This window comes from Salinibacterium sp. SWN248, assembly GCF_015864575.1.
In the GTDB taxonomy this organism is placed as follows: Bacteria; Actinomycetota; Actinomycetes; order Actinomycetales; family Microbacteriaceae; genus Rhodoglobus.
Window position 1 is genome coordinate 1 of the sequence record NZ_JADYWW010000002.1, and the last position, 18,550, is coordinate 18,550.

Annotated in this window: 20 protein-coding genes and 1 other RNA gene; 9 read left to right on the forward strand and 12 right to left on the reverse strand. The window is 60.9% G+C overall.

The features are described from left to right. Positions 1-312 precede the first annotated feature (312 nt). The 4 genes from I6E73_RS14770 to galK all read left to right on the forward strand — a co-directional run bounded on the left by I6E73_RS14770 (position 313) and on the right by galK (position 4,198). A complete protein-coding gene (locus I6E73_RS14770; protein WP_197125267.1) occupies positions 313-798 on the forward strand; it encodes a GNAT family N-acetyltransferase in 486 nt (161 codons plus the stop codon). A 126-nt stretch (positions 799-924) separates the two neighbouring features. Continuing rightward, on the forward strand, positions 925-1,917 hold the full coding sequence (galE, locus tag I6E73_RS09940; protein ID WP_197125268.1) for a UDP-glucose 4-epimerase GalE: 993 nt from the start codon (positions 925-927) through the stop codon (positions 1,915-1,917). Next, entirely contained in the window at positions 1,914-3,023 is a 1,110-nt protein-coding gene (gene galT, locus I6E73_RS09945; RefSeq protein WP_197125269.1) for a galactose-1-phosphate uridylyltransferase, read from the forward strand. The genes galE and galT overlap by 4 nt, the downstream gene beginning before the upstream one ends. Next, positions 3,020-4,198, forward strand: coding sequence for a galactokinase (galK, locus tag I6E73_RS09950; RefSeq protein ID WP_197125270.1), 1,179 nt, complete (start codon positions 3,020-3,022; stop codon positions 4,196-4,198). The genes galT and galK overlap by 4 nt, the downstream gene beginning before the upstream one ends. Before the next feature lie 37 nt (positions 4,199-4,235). On the opposite strand, the gene ssrA is transcribed toward galK, so the two are convergent. Then, positions 4,236-4,610: a transfer-messenger RNA gene (gene ssrA / locus I6E73_RS09955) on the reverse strand. 167 nt (positions 4,611-4,777) lie between these two features. On the opposite strand from ssrA, the gene I6E73_RS09960 reads away from it, so the two are divergent. Continuing rightward, positions 4,778-5,050: a glutaredoxin domain-containing protein gene (locus tag I6E73_RS09960; RefSeq protein WP_197125271.1), complete on the forward strand. Its 273-nt coding sequence runs from the start codon at positions 4,778-4,780 to the stop codon at positions 5,048-5,050. Between the two features lie 2 nt (positions 5,051-5,052). After that, positions 5,053-5,724, forward strand: coding sequence for an SIMPL domain-containing protein (locus I6E73_RS09965; RefSeq protein WP_197125272.1), 672 nt, complete (start codon positions 5,053-5,055; stop codon positions 5,722-5,724). Between the two features lie 46 nt (positions 5,725-5,770). Here the strand turns inward: I6E73_RS09965 and smpB are convergent, their stop codons facing one another. The 4 genes from smpB to prfB form a co-directional block, all read right to left on the reverse strand. Further along, entirely contained in the window at positions 5,771-6,250 is a 480-nt protein-coding gene (gene smpB, locus I6E73_RS09970; RefSeq protein ID WP_009771737.1) for an SsrA-binding protein SmpB, read from the reverse strand. Between the two features lie 94 nt (positions 6,251-6,344). Continuing rightward, a complete protein-coding gene (ftsX, locus tag I6E73_RS09975) occupies positions 6,345-7,262 on the reverse strand; it encodes a permease-like cell division protein FtsX (protein ID WP_197107246.1) in 918 nt (305 codons plus the stop codon). Then, entirely contained in the window at positions 7,259-8,074 is an 816-nt protein-coding gene (ftsE, locus tag I6E73_RS09980; RefSeq protein WP_197125273.1) for a cell division ATP-binding protein FtsE, read from the reverse strand. Before ftsE ends, ftsX begins: the two co-directional genes overlap by 4 nt. 140 nt (positions 8,075-8,214) lie before the next feature. Then, a complete protein-coding gene (gene prfB / locus I6E73_RS09985) occupies positions 8,215-9,321 on the reverse strand; it encodes a peptide chain release factor 2 (protein WP_197107248.1) in 1,107 nt (368 codons plus the stop codon). A 98-nt stretch (positions 9,322-9,419) separates the two neighbouring features. On the opposite strand from prfB, the gene I6E73_RS09990 reads away from it, so the two are divergent. Then, positions 9,420-10,676 (forward strand): MFS transporter, encoded by a 1,257-nt coding sequence (locus I6E73_RS09990; RefSeq protein WP_197125274.1) that lies wholly within the window; start codon positions 9,420-9,422, stop codon positions 10,674-10,676. 64 nt (positions 10,677-10,740) lie between these two features. After that, positions 10,741-11,382 (forward strand): LysE family translocator, encoded by a 642-nt coding sequence (locus I6E73_RS09995; RefSeq protein ID WP_197125275.1) that lies wholly within the window; start codon positions 10,741-10,743, stop codon positions 11,380-11,382. Here I6E73_RS09995 and I6E73_RS10000 read toward each other — a convergent pair. The 7 genes from I6E73_RS10000 to I6E73_RS10025 all read right to left on the reverse strand — a co-directional run bounded on the left by I6E73_RS10000 (position 11,372) and on the right by I6E73_RS10025 (position 16,809). Next, positions 11,372-12,025: an SDR family oxidoreductase gene (locus I6E73_RS10000; RefSeq protein ID WP_197125276.1), complete on the reverse strand. Its 654-nt coding sequence runs from the start codon at positions 12,023-12,025 to the stop codon at positions 11,372-11,374. The two genes, I6E73_RS09995 and I6E73_RS10000, sit on opposite strands and share 11 nt — an antisense overlap. Before the next feature lie 139 nt (positions 12,026-12,164). Further along, positions 12,165-12,626 (reverse strand): Tad domain-containing protein, encoded by a 462-nt coding sequence (locus I6E73_RS10005; RefSeq protein ID WP_197125277.1) that lies wholly within the window; start codon positions 12,624-12,626, stop codon positions 12,165-12,167. Further along, positions 12,626-13,078, reverse strand: coding sequence for a hypothetical protein (locus I6E73_RS10010; protein ID WP_197125278.1), 453 nt, complete (start codon positions 13,076-13,078; stop codon positions 12,626-12,628). The genes I6E73_RS10005 and I6E73_RS10010 overlap by 1 nt, the downstream gene beginning before the upstream one ends. After that, positions 13,053-13,466 (reverse strand): TadE/TadG family type IV pilus assembly protein, encoded by a 414-nt coding sequence (locus I6E73_RS10015; protein ID WP_197125280.1) that lies wholly within the window; start codon positions 13,464-13,466, stop codon positions 13,053-13,055. The genes I6E73_RS10010 and I6E73_RS10015 overlap by 26 nt, the downstream gene beginning before the upstream one ends. Then, on the reverse strand, positions 13,466-13,648 hold the full coding sequence (locus tag I6E73_RS14620; protein ID WP_231600929.1) for a hypothetical protein: 183 nt from the start codon (positions 13,646-13,648) through the stop codon (positions 13,466-13,468). The genes I6E73_RS10015 and I6E73_RS14620 overlap by 1 nt, the downstream gene beginning before the upstream one ends. 128 nt (positions 13,649-13,776) lie before the next feature. After that, on the reverse strand, positions 13,777-15,639 hold the full coding sequence (locus I6E73_RS10020; protein ID WP_197125283.1) for a BCCT family transporter: 1,863 nt from the start codon (positions 15,637-15,639) through the stop codon (positions 13,777-13,779). 123 nt (positions 15,640-15,762) lie between these two features. Then, a complete protein-coding gene (locus I6E73_RS10025; RefSeq protein WP_197125285.1) occupies positions 15,763-16,809 on the reverse strand; it encodes a Gfo/Idh/MocA family protein in 1,047 nt (348 codons plus the stop codon). Positions 16,810-17,060: 251 nt separating this feature from the next. On the opposite strand from I6E73_RS10025, the gene I6E73_RS10030 reads away from it, so the two are divergent. Next, positions 17,061-18,395, forward strand: a complete 1,335-nt coding sequence (locus I6E73_RS10030) for a PHB depolymerase family esterase (protein ID WP_231600894.1) — start codon at positions 17,061-17,063, stop codon at positions 18,393-18,395. The last annotated feature ends 155 nt before the right edge of the window (positions 18,396-18,550 follow it).

The following is an 18,550-nucleotide window of genomic DNA, read 5'->3' on the forward strand; positions in this document are numbered from 1 at the left end:
CGACCCAAACCTAAAAGATTTCGGAGGATGGTGGCCCCCACTTGAGGCCGGAAACCTAGCAGCAGAACTGCCCGGGACTTCCGCACCTTTGGGGTGACAAGAGGAAACATTACGTGCATTTTGCCCCCCTCGCCAACACCGCCCACATCCCGGGCGCGTCGCACCGTTGCACCCCCCCGAAACATGGGGATGTGCACCACTCACCAACCTCGTTCGCCGCGCCCTGATGCACAGGCCCTCGCCACATCCGACTCTCTCCACCTTTTTCTCGAGCCGCACCCTCGAGACGTGTGCGTACGCAAAGATGGTTTCGTGCCCAGTTTCACCACACGAGCCGCACGGCTCGACGACGCCAAAGAGCTCGCCGGCGTGCATACGCAGTCCTGGAAAGAGACCTACACCGGATTGTTTCCTGAACAAGCATGGAGCGATGAAGCGCGGCAGCGACGCGAGGCGATGTGGAACGAGCTTCTCACCGACGCGAACACGACAACCGTGGTGGCTGAAGTTCGCTCCCACATCATCGGATTTGCTCAGGCGCACCATAATCGCGATGAACCCGATCTGCCTTCCGAAGAGCTCGCCATGATCTACGTCCTAGCGAATGCTCACGGCACGGGTGCCGGCCAAGCGTTGATCGATGCAGTGCTGGGGGGCGCAGCCGCAAGCGTCTGGGTGCTTGAACAGAATCCGCGCGCTCGCGCCTTTTATGCCAGAAACCGCTTCATGTACGACGGCACCGTTCGCGAAATGGATTTCAATCCGAACATCCGCGAACTCCGACTCGCTCGTTCATAGCGAAGACACTCCCCCGCGGACCTCGTGGCGACTAGACGCAACACGCCAATAATCATATTATTGGACAATCACAGGGTGTAGAGCTGCATTCGCGGCCCCACCGCTGCTTCAACGCAAGGGACTGCAATGACTTGGATGGTAACGGGCGGCGCCGGCTATATCGGCGCCCACGTAGCTCGCGCGCTACTGAATTCCGGAATGAAAACAGTGATCGTTGATGACCTCTCCAGTGGGTTCACGCGATTCATTCCGCAGGACGCCGTATTCGTGCAGGCCGACATCCGAAACAAGAATGCACTCATCGAAACGATGGCTGCCCACGACGTAACCGGCGTCATCCACGTTGCTGGCTACAAGTACGCCGGCGTCTCCGTGCAGCGGCCGCTCCACACGTACGCACAGAATGTCACCGGCACACTCGCATTGCTCGAAGCAATGCAGGAATCGAAGATCGACCAAATCGTGTTCTCCTCGAGTGCCGCCGTGTACGGGACACCGGATGTCGATCTGGTGACCGAAGACACCGCGAAAGATCCCCTCTCCCCCTACGGAGAATCAAAATTGATCGGCGAATGGCTATTGCGCGACGAAGCCGTTGCCACTGGACTGCGGCACACCTCGCTTCGCTACTTCAACGTCGTCGGTTCCGGCGACCCCGTTGTCTACGATACGAGCCCCCATAATCTGTTCCCCCTTGTCTTCGAAGCACTCGTCGCCGGAAAAACACCGCGGATCAACGGCACCGACTACCCCACGCCCGACGGCACCAACGTGCGCGACTACGTACACGTTGCCGACATCGCCGCCGCCCACGTCGCTGCCGCCCGCCGGCTTGACGCTCATGAAGAAATCGAGCCTGCCTACAACCTCGGCAGCGGAAACGGACTCTCCGTCGCAGAGATCATGACCGCTATCTCGACCGTCACCGGAATCGACTTCACCCCGGAGATCGCACCGCGTCGGCCCGGCGACCCGCCCCGCATCGTTGCTAATGGTGACCTTGCCGCCCGCGACCTCGACTGGAAAATGCGGCACACCGCAGAAGAAATGGTTCGAAGCGCTTGGGATGCTCGCCTTCGCGCCGACAATGACAGCGCTACCCAGGGAAGTGCAGAATGACTTCGAAGATCATCAAACGACCGACAACTCTCGCCGATGGTCGCGAGCTCATCTACTTCGATGACGCCGACACCACGTTGGGCGAGGAGCGATCGGTCGACAGCCGGGTGCTCGACCCTCGACCGGCTACCGCGACGATGCGACAAGACATCCTCACGGGAGAATGGGTCTCCGTGGCCGCGGCCCGACAGAATCGAGTCTTCCTCCCGCCCGCAGATCAAGACCCGCTGGCGCCACAAACTCCCCAGAATCCGTCAGAGGTTCCCGCACTCTACGACGTAGCGGTCTTTGAAAACCGTTCGCCATCATTCGGGCCAGACCTCGCCGGAAGCGACAACAGCCCGACCGGGCTCGACGACCTTGCCGACCTCGACCTCGGCCGCACCCGCAGCTCCATCGGGCGTTGTGAAGTGGTGTGCTTCAGCCCCGACCACGAAGGATCGTTCGGCACTCAAACCCCGAGCCGTGCTCGCACCGTGATTGAAGCGTGGGCGGATCGGACCGAGGCGCTCTCGGCGCTCGACGGCGTGCAGCAGGTTTTCCCCTTCGAGAACCGCGGAGAAGCGATCGGCGTGACACTGCTTCACCCACACGGGCAGATCTACTCGTACCCGTACATCACACCCAAAACACAGCGCACTCTGGATGCGATTGATCGCACCAGCCCCGACATGTTTCAGCGCATCCTCGACTTCGAACGCGCGGGCGACCGCGTCGTGCTGAGCGGAGAGCATTGGACCGCTTTCGTGCCGTTTGCGGCACGCTGGCCCATCGAAGTGCACATGCTGCCGCACCGCCAGATTCCTGACTTCGCTGCAACATCCACTGAAGAACGCGACGAACTCTCCACGATGTATCTGAAACTGCTCCGGGGAATCGATGCGATCTATGACACCCCTACGCCCTACATCGCGGCGTGGCATCAGGCACCCGTGAACCGTGCGCGCGATACCTTCCGCCTGCACCTCCAACTGACCTCGCCTCGTCGCGCGGCAGACAAATTGAAGTACCTTGCCGGATCCGAATCGGCGATGGGCGCCTGGATCGCTGACGTCACTCCAGAAGCCGCAGCCGAGAACATCCGAAAGGCAATCGAACAAGCATGAGCGACACAGTGCAGCAGCTACGCAGACAATTCAGTGAATCAACCGGACACAATCCGGATGGCGTCTGGTCAGCACCGGGCCGCGTCAACCTCATCGGCGAACACACCGACTACAACGAAGGCTTTGTGCTGCCGTTCGCTATCGATCGCCGCACCCGCGCTGCCGTTGGGCTGCGCGCCGACGGCGTCATCCGCGTCACCAGCACGTTCGATGCCACGTCAGTTGAGGTTCCGCTTTCTGGACTCGACGCAGCGCGTTCCGCGGGAGAAATCGTCGGCTGGAGCGCGTATCCACTCGGCGTCGCGTGGGCCCTCGGCCAGCACGGCGCAGACCTGAACGGTGTGCCGGGCGTCGATATCCTCATCGACTCCACCGTGCCCGTCGGCGCAGGCCTGTCGTCGTCGGCCGCAATTGAAAGCTCCGTAGCCTTAGCCCTCAACGACCTGTGGAAGCTCAGATTCTCGCGCGAGCAACTGGCGAAGGTAGGGCAGCTCGCCGAAAACGAAGTCGTCGGTGCCCCCACCGGAATCATGGACCAGTCTGCGTCTCTCTTGGGCGCTACAGATTCAGCAGTGTTTCTCGACTGCCGCTCCCTTGATGTCGAGGTCGTACCGCTCGGACTTGCTCCAGCGGAATTGAGCATTCTCGTGATGGACACACGCGTCTCGCACTCTCACGCCACCGGCGGCTACTCCGAACGCCGTGCATCCTGCGAAGCTGGCGCTGCCGCCCTGGGCGCTTCGTCGTTGCGCGACGTGAGCGTCGCCGATCTGGAACGCGCTCAAGAAATTCTTGACGATGTGACGTTCCGCCGAGTCCGTCACGTGGTCACCGAAAATCAGCGCGTGCTGGACACCGTTCGCGCCCTCAATGAAGAAGGCCCGCTCGCCATCGGTGCGCTGCTTGATGCCTCGCACGTGTCGATGCGCGACGACTTCGAAATCTCCATCCCCGAACTCGATCTTGCCGTCGAAACAGCGCGCGAACACGGCGCGATCGGTGCGCGGATGACCGGAGGAGGCTTCGGCGGCGCAGCAATCGCTCTCGTTCCGCACGCCCGAGTGTCAGAAGTCGAAGTCGCGGTGAAGGAAGCCTTTGCAGCCCGCGGATTCACCGAACCCATGACATTTACCGTGACTCCCTCACAGGGAGCAGAACGGAACGATGCCAACTAGGCAGAGTTTCTGAAACTCACAACGCGACAACGACCGGTGGTGGAGATGGGGGGAATTGAACCCCCGTCCACTGCTGTAATTCTGTGCCTTCTACGGGTGTATCTTGTGCAGACGTTCTACTCGGCTTTGATCTTTGCCACAAGCACCTAGATCAACAAGCCCAGCCAGAGTGCAAGTCCCACGTAGCCCTCAGGCGTAACTACGCAGCAATCTCTCTAAATTGCGCCAGAATCCGGGTAGAGAGCATTCCCGGTCTGACGGACTTCTTTAGTGCGCTCGCTTAGGCAGCGAGGGCGAAGTCAGTGCGCTTTGAATTGGCACTTATAGTTTGCAGTCATCGTTAACGAGATAAGGCTGCATTCTCGACCCGCTTCTCACAGTTTTGCAGGCAATGTCGAAACCGATCATCCCCCTGTGTGGGTCGTTGTCGCGCTGTGGAGTTATCAATTGCTACCTAATGAACAGGTAGCCCTCTAGTGTAGGTCGGATTCGGCGCAGTAGCCAGCCCTGTACCCAGGCAGCGAACGCTGCCAGCGAACGCAACGCCCGCTTCCAGTATCGGCGAAGTAGATTTGGTTCATGACCGATACAACTCAAGCCTCACCCGCCAAAATCACTATGTTTGGCGCAGACTGGTGCCGCGACTGCGTGCGCTCCGAAGCACTCCTCAACTCGTTGAACATTGACTGGGAAAAAGTCGATGTAGAGAAAGATCCCACGGCAGCAGATCGCGCCCACGCCATCAGCGGCCGCCTCAACATTCCTGTCGTGCACTTCACTGACGGAACCTTCCAAGTGGAGCCCAGCGACAAGGAGCTGAAGGCCAAGCTCGAAGAACTCGGCGCCATCTAACAATGTCCCTCGTCATCACTGTTCGAGGCGAGCATGAATCGTGGCACCCTGCCGAACGCGGCATCGTGCATCTGGCGGTATCGATAGACGGTCCCGACCGGAGTGAGGTCTTCGATGCTGCACTGCAGTCGTCGAGTCGGGTGCATGCCCTCCTCGCCAAGCTCGCCTCGAACGATGGTGCAATTACGCGGTGGTCATCTGACACCGTGCGCGTCACCTCCCAACGGCCGTGGAACAACGCCGGCCAACAACTGCCGCTCGTGCACTCCGCCGCGATCGACTACATCGCGCGGTTCAAGGACTTTGACGCGCTCGCACTCTTCATCGAATACGTCAGTGCGGTCGACAACACTGCGGTGAAGTATGTCGAGTGGGAACTCACCGAAGAATCCACTCGCGCCGCACACGCACACACCCGACGCCTCGCCGTTACGGATGCCCTCACCAAGGCACACGAGTACGCAGCGAGTGTGGGGCTCACCGAGGTAACCGCTCTCGCGATTGCCGATCCAGGGATGCTCGACCACGTCGGCCCCGCAGGCGATCACGATCCTTTTGCCGGCGCTGCGGCCATGCGGATGTCAGGTGCGCCCTCGGACGGCGCCCAGCTGACGCTCAACCCCGAGAAGATCGCGATCTCGGCACGCGTCGAGGCGCGGTTCAGCGCACGCTAACGAGCGCGGAAACGAGTACAGAGACGAGTACGGAAACGAAGTTCCGCTACTCCCCCATGTTTTTGCGGGCCGAAATTGCCCGGTCTGATTCGCGCTTATCCTGGCGCTCACGCAACGTCTGACGCTTGTCATACTCGCGCTTACCCTTGGCCACTGCGAGCTCAACTTTGGCGCGGCCATCCAAGAAGTAGATCGACAGCGGAACGAGCGTGTAGCCGCCCTGCTTGATCTTGTTGTGAATCTTCAGGATCTGCTCTTTATGCAGCAACATTTTGCGCTTGCGACGCGGAGGATGATTGTTCCAGGACCCTTGGAAGAACTCAGGAATATGCACGGCATCCAACCAAGCCTCAGCATGGTCGTCGATGTAGCCGTAGCCATCGATCAGACTGGCTCGCCCTAACCGCAGAGACTTGACCTCAGTACCCGACAGCACAAGACCAGCCTCAAAGGTGTCTTCAATGCTGTAGTCGTGGCGCGCCTTACGGTTGCTGGCAACAACCTTTCGGTCACCTTCCTTGGGCATGGTTCACTTCTCTCTTCGATACGTTGGATGCTGCAATGCTACGGCGGATGCCGACAGTGCAGCAGACGAGTTTAGCGCGAGAGTGGCCCGGCGACTACACCTTGAGATAACGACTGATCGCGACGCCGGCGGATACCGCAGCAAGCGCGGCGCCGGAGACGATGAGAATGGGCACGACGAGCAGCGCCTCTTCCATTCCGAGCAGGCTTGTATTGAGGGGAAGCGTTGACGCCAGATAGCCGCGAACGAAGAACTGCACGATCGCGACAATCGCACCGCCTGCGAGGACTGACCCGATCAATGAGGCGAAAACACCCTCAAGGATGAATGGCGTCTGGATGAATCTGTTAGACGCACCCACGAGTCTCATAATGCCGAGCTCTCGCCGTCGAGAGAACGCGCTCAGCCGGATGGTCGTGGCAATCAGCAGCACCGCAGCGACCAGCATCAGACCAGCGACCCCAATCGCGGTATAACTAGCGGCATTCAGAATGGCAAAAATCGGTTCCAGATAGGCCCGCTGATCTTCGACACTCTCAACTCCCGCAAGCCCAGACAGACTCTCGATGAGTACATCCGCCTGCTCGGGATCGACGAGGTTCACCCGGAAGCTCTCGTTCAACGACTCCGGGGTAATGATGCCCTCAAACGTCGTGTCAGCGAACTGTTCCTTGAAGTTTTCGTAGGCCTGCTCGTGCGTCTCGAACTCGACCTCGTTGATGTACGGCGCGAGAGTCGGCGAATCGAGCTGTTGCTGCACCGACGCGATCTGATCTTCAGTCGCCTCAGCCAGGGTGCAATTGCCGGTCGTATCGATCTCGGTGCACATGTAGACCGCCACTTGCGCACGGTCGTACCAGTAGCCCTTCATCTGCCCGATTTGCATCTGCAGAAGAATGGATGCGCCCACGAACGTGAGCGAGATAAAGGTCACCAGAACGACGGAGACCACCATCGAGAGGTTGCGGCGCAGTCCGCTGCCGACCTCTCCTAAGATCAGTCCGAGCCTCATGCGTCGAGCCCCTCGCCCTGAGATGACGGCGAGGTCATGGGGCGCGCCGGAGACTGGGTAGCAGTCGGCGCGGCCGACGCAGGCTTGCTTGCCCCCGGATGCGGAATACGCCCCTGAGTGGGAACAGTCTGGGTTTGGTATCCACCCTGAAGCTCGTCGCGCACAATCTGTCCACCGATAAGTTCAATCACTCGGCGCTTCATCTGGTCGACGATGCCGGCGTCGTGGGTAGCCATCAGCACGGTCGTGCCGCCAAGGTTGATGCGCTCGAGGAGCGTCATGATTCCCGCAGCAGTAGCGGGGTCAAGGTTTCCGGTCGGCTCATCCGCAAGCATGATGGCTGGCTTGTTCACCACAGCGCGAGCGATCGCCACACGCTGCTGCTCACCACCCGAAAGTTCGTGAGGAAAACGATTCGATTTGCCGGCGAGACCGACCATCTTGAGAGCATCCGGAACAGCCTCTTGGATGAAACCCCGGCTCTTGCCGATGACCTGTAGCGTGAACGCCACATTGTCGAAGACCGTCTTGTTGGGCAGCAGGCGGAAGTCTTGGAACACCACACCAAGGTTGCGACGGAAATAGGGCACCTTGCGGCTCGACAGCGTATTCAGGTGCTGACCGAGCACGTGGATGGAACCCTTTGTGGGGTTCTCCTCTTTGAGGATCAGCCGCAAAAAGCTCGACTTGCCCGAGCCGGATGCGCCGACCAAGAACACGAACTCACCCTTGAGGATCTCAAGGTCAACAGAGTTCAGCGCCGGTCGTGTCGTGCCCGGATACGACTTCGAAACAGAATCAAAACGAATCATTTGGAGCCAGCCTAAGGAGCCGTGCCCGAGAACTCGGCAGCGACGCACCGCTGGCACGTACTCACAGGGTGGCCCAGTTCAGGGCACACCGGCACCGGAGGACGGAACAGTGGCGCCCCGGGTAGACCGGGCGGTCGTGGTTATTCGATGGTGCGCTTGCGCCACTTGATTCCGGCCGAGATGAAACCGTCAAGGTCACCGTCGAACACATTCGAAGGATTGTTGACCTCAAACTCCGTGCGGAGGTCTTTCACCATTTGATAGGGCGCCAAAACGTAGCTGCGCATCTGATCGCCCCAGCTCGCCGTAATGACACCCGCGATTTCCTTCTTGGTGGCCGCTTCTTGCTCACGCTGCAGCAGCAACAGCCGCGACTGCAACACCCGCATTGCGGCAGCACGGTTCTGAATCTGGCTCTTCTCGTTCTGACAACTCACCACAATTCCCGTGGGCAAGTGAGTGATGCGCACCGCGGAGTCCGTCGTGTTAACCGACTGGCCGCCGGGGCCGGAAGACCGGAAGACATCGACACGGATGTCGTTCTCGGGAACTTCGACAACATCCGTCGTCTCGATAAGGGGAACAACTTCGACCGCGGCAAAACTCGTCTGGCGCTTGCCTGCTGAGTTGAATGGGCTCATGCGAACGAGACGGTGCGTACCAGCCTCGACACTGAGCGTTCCGAAAGCGAAGGGAGCGTCGACCTCGAACGTGGCCGACTTGATGCCGGCTTCTTCGGCATAGCTCGTGTCGAGCACGCGTGTGGGATACGAGTGCTGCTCGGCGTACCGCAGGTACATGCGCAACAGCATTTCGGCGAAATCGGCGGCGTCGACGCCACCGGCTCCCGCGCGAATGGTGATGACAGCGGGTCGCTGATCAAACTCACCGTTGAGAAGGGTTTGCACCTCAAGGTCGCCCAAAGTCTTCTTGATGCCCCTGAGTTCGGTGCGAGCATCCGCCGCTGCCTGATCGTCACTCTCCTCGTTGGCCAACTCGACCATGATCTCGAGATCGTCAAGGCGACTCGAAATGGAATTGATCTTGGCCAGCTCGGCCTGACGGTGGCTCAGGTCACTCGTGACCTTTTGCGCCTTATCGGTGTCATCCCACAGATCGGGGGCACCAGCCGCCTCACTCAATCGTGCGATCTCCGACGTGAGCCGGTCGGTGTCGACCACCTGGCGAATGTCCGCAAAGGTGGAGCGCAGCGCCGCGATGTCGTCAGAAAAGTCCAGTTCATCCATGTCACCAACCAGACTACCCGCGAACCCCACGCGACACCTGTTGGCCGAGTACCCGTTCGCGCGCACCCTCTGGCCCGCACGACATATTATGGACGGCGATGAGCACAACAGGACAACCCTTCAGCTGGCGCTCGATCGGGCTTCCCGTTCTCTTGCCGACACTGCTTTTTTCGATCGGTGAAGGCGCGATCATCCCGCTGATTCCGATCGCTGCCGACAGCCTCGGCGCGACCCTCGCGATAGCTGGCCTTGTTGCTGCCGTGCTGACGATCGGCGAACTATTCGGCAACATCCCGAGCGGATGGCTCATCTCCCGTGTTGGCGAACGCCCGGCCATGATCGGCGCGAGTGCACTCTCCATCATCGGAGTAGTGATCGCGATTCTCGCCCCCAACCCCGTCGCACTCGGATTCGGTGTGCTGCTGCTCGGCCTTGCCGCCGCCGTGTTTGCCTTGGCGCGACATGCTTTTCTCACGAGCTTCGTTCCCGTTGCCTATCGCGCCCGCGCACTCTCTACACTCGGCGGAACCTTCAGGCTCGGCGTCTTCATCGGACCGTTCATCTCGGCCGGGGTCATTCACCTCACCGGTACCGTGACTGCTGCCTTCTGGATTCATGTTGTGGCAGCACTAGCCGCCGCCGCGGTGCTCCTTCTCCTTCCCGACCCTGCAACGACCTTCGGCGCGGTACACACTTCCCGCGTCAACAACCGCACGCTGCGTGACGGTGAAGCGCTTGTAGAGCAGGAATCGCACGGGCTTTTCGCTACCGTGCGTCGCAATCGTGCGCTGCTCTCACGCCTCGGCCTCGGTGCCGCCGTCATCGGAGCAATGCGAGCCAGTCGTCAGGTGATCTTGCCGCTGTGGGCCGTCAGCATCGGGCTCGCCGACACCAATACCGCCATCATCATCGGCGTCGCCGGTGCTGTCGACTTCGCTCTCTTCTACACGGGCGGCCAGATCATGGACCGCTTCGGCCGACTCTGGACCGCCGTGCCATCCCTCGTCGGCCTCGGCATCGGCCACCTTGTGCTTTCCTTCACCCACGACTCAGCGCAGAACGTGGGTTGGTTCATCTTCGCCGCCATGTTCCTGTCGCTCGCGAACGGTCTGGGAAGCGGCATCCTGATGACCCTCGGTGCCGACCTTGCTCCGCAAGCCAACCCCGCCCCGTTTCTCGGAGCCTGGCGCTTCACCGGCGGCGTCGGACAGGCATCCTCTCCCCTGCTCATCGCGGGGATTACGGCCGTGGCCTCCATCTCTTTCGCTGCGGGGGCTGTCGGAATACTCGGTCTCATCGGCGCCGGAATCATGGTGCGGTACGTGCCGCGCTACATCACGAAACCGCAGCGCTAGGCACCGAGATCTAGCCGTGGCCGGCCGGTCTTCTCCGGCGAGCCCGGAGCCCTAGACTGGCGAAATGATCCCGACCAGCAACCTGATTGCCTTCGTGCTGATCGCGTTGCCGATCATCCTGATTCCGGGACCGAGTGTGCTGTTTTTGATCGGCCGCTCGCTTTCCTTGGGAAAGCTTGGCGGCATCATCAGCTCGCTGGGAAATGCCACCGGCGGCGTCACTCTCGTCTTCGCCGTAGCCTTTGGCGTCGGCACGATCATCGCGCAATCCGTTATTGCGTTCACCATTGTGAAATACCTGGGCGCCGCCTACCTGATTTACCTCGGTGTTCAAGCGATTCGTCACCGCAACGCTCACACGACAACGGATGACGCAGCTCCCCGCCCACAATCACGCTGGCGCATCTTCGGCCAGGGTTTCATTGTCGGCATCACGAATCCCAAAGCGACCGTGTTTTTCGTTGCCGTTCTGCCGCAGTTCGTGAGCTTCGGAGCCGGCAATGTGCAACTGCAATTGCTCGTTTTGGGGCTGCTGTTTATGGCAATAGCCGTGGTGACAGACACGTCGTGGGCGATCGCTGCCGGTTTCGCGCGCGACTGGTTCGCGCGCTCACCGCAGAGAATCACCACCCTCAGCGCAACCGGTGGGGTGGCGTTGATCGCGCTGGGAGTGGGATCTCTATTTATCCCGCACGCTAAGCAATAGCGGCAATAACATCCGGAATCGGGGTCGACCCATCAGTGAACTCGATGGTCTGACCGATGGTGTTGTCGGCATCAATCACTTCCGCGAGAACGCGGGCCACGTTGTCGCGACTCGTGTGCTCGTCGGTGGCGTCATCGCCGATACCGATCATGCCGGAGGCGGCTTCACTCGAGAGTGAACCCGGGCCGACGATGGTGTACTCAAGGGGGCCGGTGCGGAGATGTTCATCGGCAGCAGCCTTTGCTTCTGCATACGCGAAGAAAGCGTTGTCTTCGGGAACACCGTGGTCAAAACCGGCACCCTTGTACGAGACCATGACGTAGCGCTTGACGCCCGCATGGGCAGCAGCGTCCATGGTGCGGATGGCCGCGTCACGGTCAACCGAATAGGTGCGTTCGGGGCTTCCCCCACCAGCACCCGCCGAGAACACGACGACATCGTGTCCCGTAAAGATTTCAGAGAGCTCTTCGGCACTGAGTGCCTCAACGTCTGCGATGACAGGCATAGCGCCCGTGGCGCTGATGTCAGCCTCCTGCTCAGGCTTGCGGACCAGCGAGTGCACGTGGTGACCGCGAGAGGTGAGAAGCTCGGCCAGACTCAGGGCAATCTTGCCGTGGCCTCCGACGATAGCGATTCGTTTCATGGCTAACTCCTTTGCTTCGGTGATGCGCCTGCGAGAAGCGCACCACCCACGCTACGGATCGAAACTCCCTGTTCGCTGGATGGAGTGTGATCGCGGGCTGGAGGATTGCGGTGTGCTGGTGACGGGTTTTCAGAGAACGCTACGAAAAGACAGAGCGAGCGTTAGCCGTAACTTCGATACGCAGGCCCTCCGGGACCAAGAGGGAGACGAACGGTGGCTTCCAATAGGCAGAAAGCGAGACCGTCGCGCTGGAATTATCGACGCTCGTCGCTTGCTCGATAGTGAGCCCGTCGAACTCTGTGGTCGGGGCGGCAGCGACATACTCCCCCACCGCGTCCGCGACCTTGGTGGGCGTCAATTGCGGGCGAAAGCCCTGGGGCGTTCGCAACACATCGTCGAGATCGTAGGATTCTGCTCCGACGAGAGCAGCTCCATCCGCCAGTGTGAAGAGTCGTTTGCGTTCCAGATAGAGCGAGGTTGCCGCGACCACTAGAAAGATGAGCACGAGCGAGAGGAAGCCATAGAAGATGGTGAGCAGGAGTGCAGAACCATCGTCGTCACGTAGCCGTAGCCGTAGCCGTAGCCGTAGCGAAGGGTTCACTAGCGCGACCCCGCAAACTGAGAAACCTGCTGCGTTGCGGCCGCATCGAGCGGCACCTCTAGAGGAAATGAGCCGCTCAGCACCGGCGGCGCCAGCGGGAGCGGCACGGCAATAGCCACCTGCACGGTGACGAAGCTGTGGCGGGACAGACAATCGCTGGGATCGGGTGCGCACGAGATCGTGACCGCCGCGCTTGCGGCATCCACGTTGTGATTGTCGAGGGCGAACTCGACCGCGCGCGATGCCGCTGCGTTCGCCTCACTGAGAGTGTCAGCCTGAACGAACACGCGCGCCGCCTGGCGGGCAGCCCCCTCAGCAGCAAGAGCTCCGGACTGAATCGCGGACATCGTGAGCACCAGATACACGAGCGGAATGAGCATCACCATGCCGACCGTAATGAACTCTAGGGATGACGAACCCCGTTCATCAGCGAACCTGCTCGATTGCCGCATGGGCCGACACCTCCAAGCCATCGCTAATACCGATAAGGCCAAAGAGCGGCAGCGGTGCCCGCACGGTGATGAGCACGGCGGGTTGCCCGAGGTGGGACGTGGTGCTTGCGCTCACATCCGACGCATAGCCGGGCGACAGCGCCGTAGCGATGAGGTCACGAGTGCGAGTGACGCCATCGCCCAATGAGGTGTCGGCAAGGGAGGCGTAGCGCGCGCCCTCAGCCGCGGCATCCAACACCGTATTGCGGATATGCAACGCAAGAGCCAGCTGGATGACACTGAGCGTCAACACCGTCAACAGAGCCGAAACGAGAACGAACTCCACCACGGCGGACCCGGATTCGTCAGCACCCAGCCGCCTGCCGCGTTCGCGCCAGCGCGCACGCATTAGAAACCGGTGACGCGATCGATAGCCTGTTCAAAAACCGAGCTGAGTGCTGGACCCGCAAGACCCCAAATGATGACCACAAGACCTGCGGTCATGAGAGTAATCAGCACCCAGCCCGGTACGTCTCCTCGCTCTGATGTGAGCGCTCGGGTGCCTCGGGAAAGCCCGCTCTTCAGTAGCAATTGAGATGATTTCACTCTGTAATCATTGAGCGAAACACAAATGTGCGTAAAGATTTTCCACAACGAGCGAGAGCAACTAACCTCAGACGACGCGGGGCGACTCCCCGAGCGGGCCGCTCCCCCGTTCGCTATTCTTCTGGCGCGTCTCGCTTTGCCTTCTCCCGCAACTCAGCTTGCAGCGCCTGTAACCGCTCCACCTCGTCTTCGACGATGGCGTCCGCCTGCGCGATGTTGTCAGGCGATACCAATCCGGTGTCCGCAAGAATCGCATCTTCGGTGACCTGCGAGATTCCGCCGCCAGACTGAGCGGCTTTCTTGCGGAGGCGATCGAGTGCCGCGCGAAGGGGGTGCACGGGTTCACGAAGCAGCGGTTCCTCGACCTCGAGACCATAGAACGTGCCAATCTGATCCACGAACTGAGCACGTTGGGCACGATCGTAGGCACGCCGCTCTCGACTGAATGCCGTCACCGTGGCTGCACACATCATGAGCATCACGACGCTGAAGGGCAATGCAGACAAAATTGCTGCCGTTTGCAAAGTCTGCAGCCCACCCGTGACCAACAGTGCGATAGCCAAGAACGACGCCAGTAGTGCGAAGAAGACACGGATGCGCTTGAGCGGTTCAGCGGAGCCACCGGTGGCGATCATCGACATCACGAGGGCACCGGAATCGGCTGAGGTGACGAAGAAGATTCCGATCAGCAGGATGGCTCCGAACGTGAGAGCGGTGCCTGCCGGGAGACCGGCAAGCAGATCGAAGAGAGCGGAATCGGCATCCACCGATCCGTCGGCAGCAACGAGCCCGCCCTGACCGTAGAGCTCACGGTAGATCGCGTTGCCGCCAAGAACACTGAACCAGAGGAACGTGAGCACGGTGGGAACGAGCATGACGCCGCCCACGAACTCGCGCACAGTGCGGCCCTTGGAGACACGCGCAATAAAGACACCGACGAACGGTGCCCACGACATCCACCAGCCCCAGTAGAAGGTGGTCCAGCCAGCCTGCCACTGTTCGCCAGCATCGCCCTGATAGGCACTGACGTTGAAAGCGAGGCCGATGAAGCCTTGGAGATAGTTACCCATCGACTGCACGAACTCACGGAACAGGAATGCGGTCGGACCCACGATGAGAAGGAACACAAGGAGCACAGCGGCCAACAGAAGGTTGGTGGTCGACAGCCACTTCATACCGCGGCCGATACCGGACACCAGCGACAGAATCGTGAAGGCAACGATCACTACGATCACGGCGATCTGAGTCGTGAGATTCGACTCGGCGATTCCCGTCTTTTCGAGACCGGCAGAAATCTGAAGAACACCGAGGCCGAGCGAGGTCGCAACACCGAATACCGTGCCGACGAGCGCGATGACGTCGATGAGGTTGCCCCAGCCACCGCGAACGCGCTTGCCGAGCAGCGGTTCAAGAGTCCAACGGATCGAGATGGGGCGACCGCGACGATGAATGGCGTACGCGAGCGCGAGGCCGACCACAACGTAGATAGCCCAGGCGTGCACACCCCAGTGCAGGAAGGTTTGACTCATGGCTTGTTGGGCGAGTTGGATCTCCGTGCCCGAAACTCCGGGGCGCGGGTTTGCGAAATGGCTGAGGGGCTCGGCGACGCCGTAGAAGACGAGACCGATTCCCATGCCCGCGGCGAAGAGGAAGGAGATCCACGCGATCATGGAGAACTCGGGTTCGTCGTCATCCTTGCCGAGCTTGATGTCGCCATAACGGCTGAACCCTAGGTACAGAGCGAAGGCCACAAAGAATGCCGCAATGAGCACGTAATACCAGCTGAACGAGTTGATGACGCTGGACTGCAGTGTGCTGAACACTGCATTCGCGAGGTTCGGAGCAATGATCGAGAACGCGGTAATCGCGATGATGAGCCCCGCTGCGGGCCAGAATACCCACGGAGCGAGCATGCGTGTAGCGGTCGGACGGTCCGGAACCTCGGGCTCTGCGGGGATGGTCGATTCTGCGGTCATGAGATCTCCGATCGCGTGGGGTCACTGCTCGACGGGCTACAAGCGTAGACATCGAGTTCTAGTAGCGTAATCGCAGTCTGCGATACATGGTTAGCGGGCGCAGCGTCGGCCGCGCCCATCGCTTTACTGTTCGGAGCCGAAGCGGTACCCGAGTTGCCAGCGAGCTGAATCAATGGTGTCGAGGATGGCGACGGTTTCGTCAAGCGAGTGCACCGGCGACTCAGTGAGACCCTGCGCTACAAAGCCGGCGAGCGCCGTGGCTTGGTAGCTGAGCCCGCGGTGGCCAACCACACCCGTCTCGTCTTTCCAGTGAATTGATTCGCCGTTGAAGCCGGGCTTCGAGAGCGTCAGTGAGGTTGGCGTGAAGAAGCCATTGCCCACCTGCAGCAGGGCGTCGGTGCCCGCAACGGATGCCGTGATCGGTGTGCGCGCGAGCAACGTGGTGTTGAGCTGGGCTTGAGCCGCGCCCTTGTAACTGAGAGTAAGTAGGGATTGAGCATCCACCCCACTCTCGATGAGCGAGCCGACATTGTGCACGGCAGAAGGTGCACCCAGAATCTGTGACGCGAAGGCGATCGGGTAAATGCCGAGGTCGAGCAGGGCTCCTCCCCCGCTATCGAGCGAGCGAACCCGGTGCCCCTGAGGAATGTGCTGACCGTGGTCGGCGGTGACGAGGTGAATATCGCCCAAGGTTCCGTCGGCAACAAGTTGGTTGATGATTGAGGTTTGGGGAAGGTAGCGAGTCCACATCGCTTCCATCGCGAACACCCCGGCGGCCCGGGCTGCGGCCACAATCTCGCGCGCTTCGGCACCGGTCATGGCGAACGGCTTCTCCACCAGAATGTGCTTGCCCGCGGCGATCGACTGCAGCGCTAGATCGCGGTGCACGTGCTGCTGCGCGGCGATGTAGATCACGTCAACGTCGGGGTTCGCCAGCAACTCGGCATAGTCACCGTAGGCCTTGTCGATACCCCAGGTGGTGGCGAATTCTTGGGCGCGATCTAGACTGCGGGATGCCACAGCCACAAACTTCTGGGCGGTGTGCGCTTGCACGGCCTGCGCGAACGTCGCGGCGATCCCACCGGGAGCCATGATGCCCCAGCGCAGAGCGGGTACGGAGTCGGCGGCAGGAATGATCGGGGCCGGGAACGTGGTGGGGAACACAAGCATCCTTCTCGTCGGGCAGGACTGCGGCGGCGCAGGCCCCGACCAGTCTAGGAGCCGCACCCAGCGACATCGCAGTACCCGTGGAAAACATGAGACATGATTCAGCTTTCAGGGTAGGTTGATCGAGACGGACCGCCACGTCACCGTGGCAGCCGTTAGCGTCGCGATATTCTCGCGGCGCGCAGTCCGTTCGGGACATTCGCGCAATGACGCTCGGAGCGAAGACCGGATTGCGACGTGCGGAGGTATTCCGAATGTCCACTGTTAAACGCCGGCTCACCATCCCGGCAGTACTCGCCTCTCTCGCCCTGGTCAGCGCCACGCTGGCAGGAGCGCCACTCGCGGCCCAAGCGATCACGTGCCCGCCCGGTTTCGAAACGCTGCCCGGGTGCAGCAACTCGTCCGACCCCGGCGGCTCGGCCGCCGTTCCGGGCACGTGGAGCACCGAAACGGTTGCGGGGATGAGCACTCGCATCTACACGCCATCCACTGCCGCCGAACTGCCGGCCGGACGCGCCCTCATGATCAGCCTCCACGGCTGCGCCCAGAAAGCGAGCGACTTCCAAGCGAACGCCAACTGGGTGGCCGCCGCCGAAGACTACGGAATGATCGTCGCCCTCCCGGATGCGCCCAACGGCGGCGTCGTGTTCGGATGCTGGGATTACTACGACTCCAATCACTCCCGAAGCAACCCGGCCCGGCACGACGACAACCTGCTGAACCTCGCCACGACCCTAACCGCGCGCGCCAGTCTGGGAATCGACTCCGATCAGGTTTATATCTCCGGGTTGTCATCCGGCGGCGGAGAAACCATGGTGATGGGATGCCTCGCGCCCGACGTCTTTGCGGGAATGGGCATCAATGCCGGCCCCACGGTGGGTACCACTTCTGGCCAGATCTCAAGTGTGGCCATCTCGAAATCGCAGGGCATGAACACCTGCTCCGGCTTCGGTAGTGCGAACTCTGCGGCCTTTTCGACCCAGCTCACCTCGGTCATTTATGGAAGCAACGACAGCACCGTATCGACGGGATACAACACCCTCAACGGCCAAATCATGGCCGGCATTTACGGGGCATCCAGCACGTCAACGTTTAGCTTGAGTGGTTTGGCCGGCAACAACACTGCTGGCTCGGGCATTCTTTATTCGGATGCCGCGGGGCCGCGGGTTTCGGTGATTCAGAACTCGAACCTTGGCCACAACTGGCCGGCAGGCGCAGGCACGGGAGGAACGTACATCAACGCGAACAGCCTTGACTACCCGGCGTACGTGACCGAGTTCTTCTTCGATAACAATCGTCGTGTTGACCGGACTGGTACGCCAGATCCGAACCCGACGCCCACGCCCACGCCAACACCGACACCGACGCCGACGTCTACTCCAACGCCGACGCCAGATCCTGTGACCTGCTTCACTGCCACCAACGCACAGCATGCCGCCGCCGGGCGCGCGTTCGCGTACGGGTTCAACCCGTACAACCCTTACTACGCGAAGGGATCACTGAGCTACCTCGGTCAGGGCGACGCGACGATCACGAGTCTCTCGCAGGTCTCTGCAACGAGTTGGGCCAAGACGGCGAGCTGCGGCTAACAGTCGGCACGGCACACTAGCGCTCTCGAAGGGCGTCTCCGGGACTCCTGCTGTTCCGGAGACGCTCGACAGTGGCACGCACTGTGAGAGGGAAAGGCTGACGGCGCAAGCCCACGTGCGCAGTTAACCTCCGAAGTGGGCGCCCAGAAGAGCCA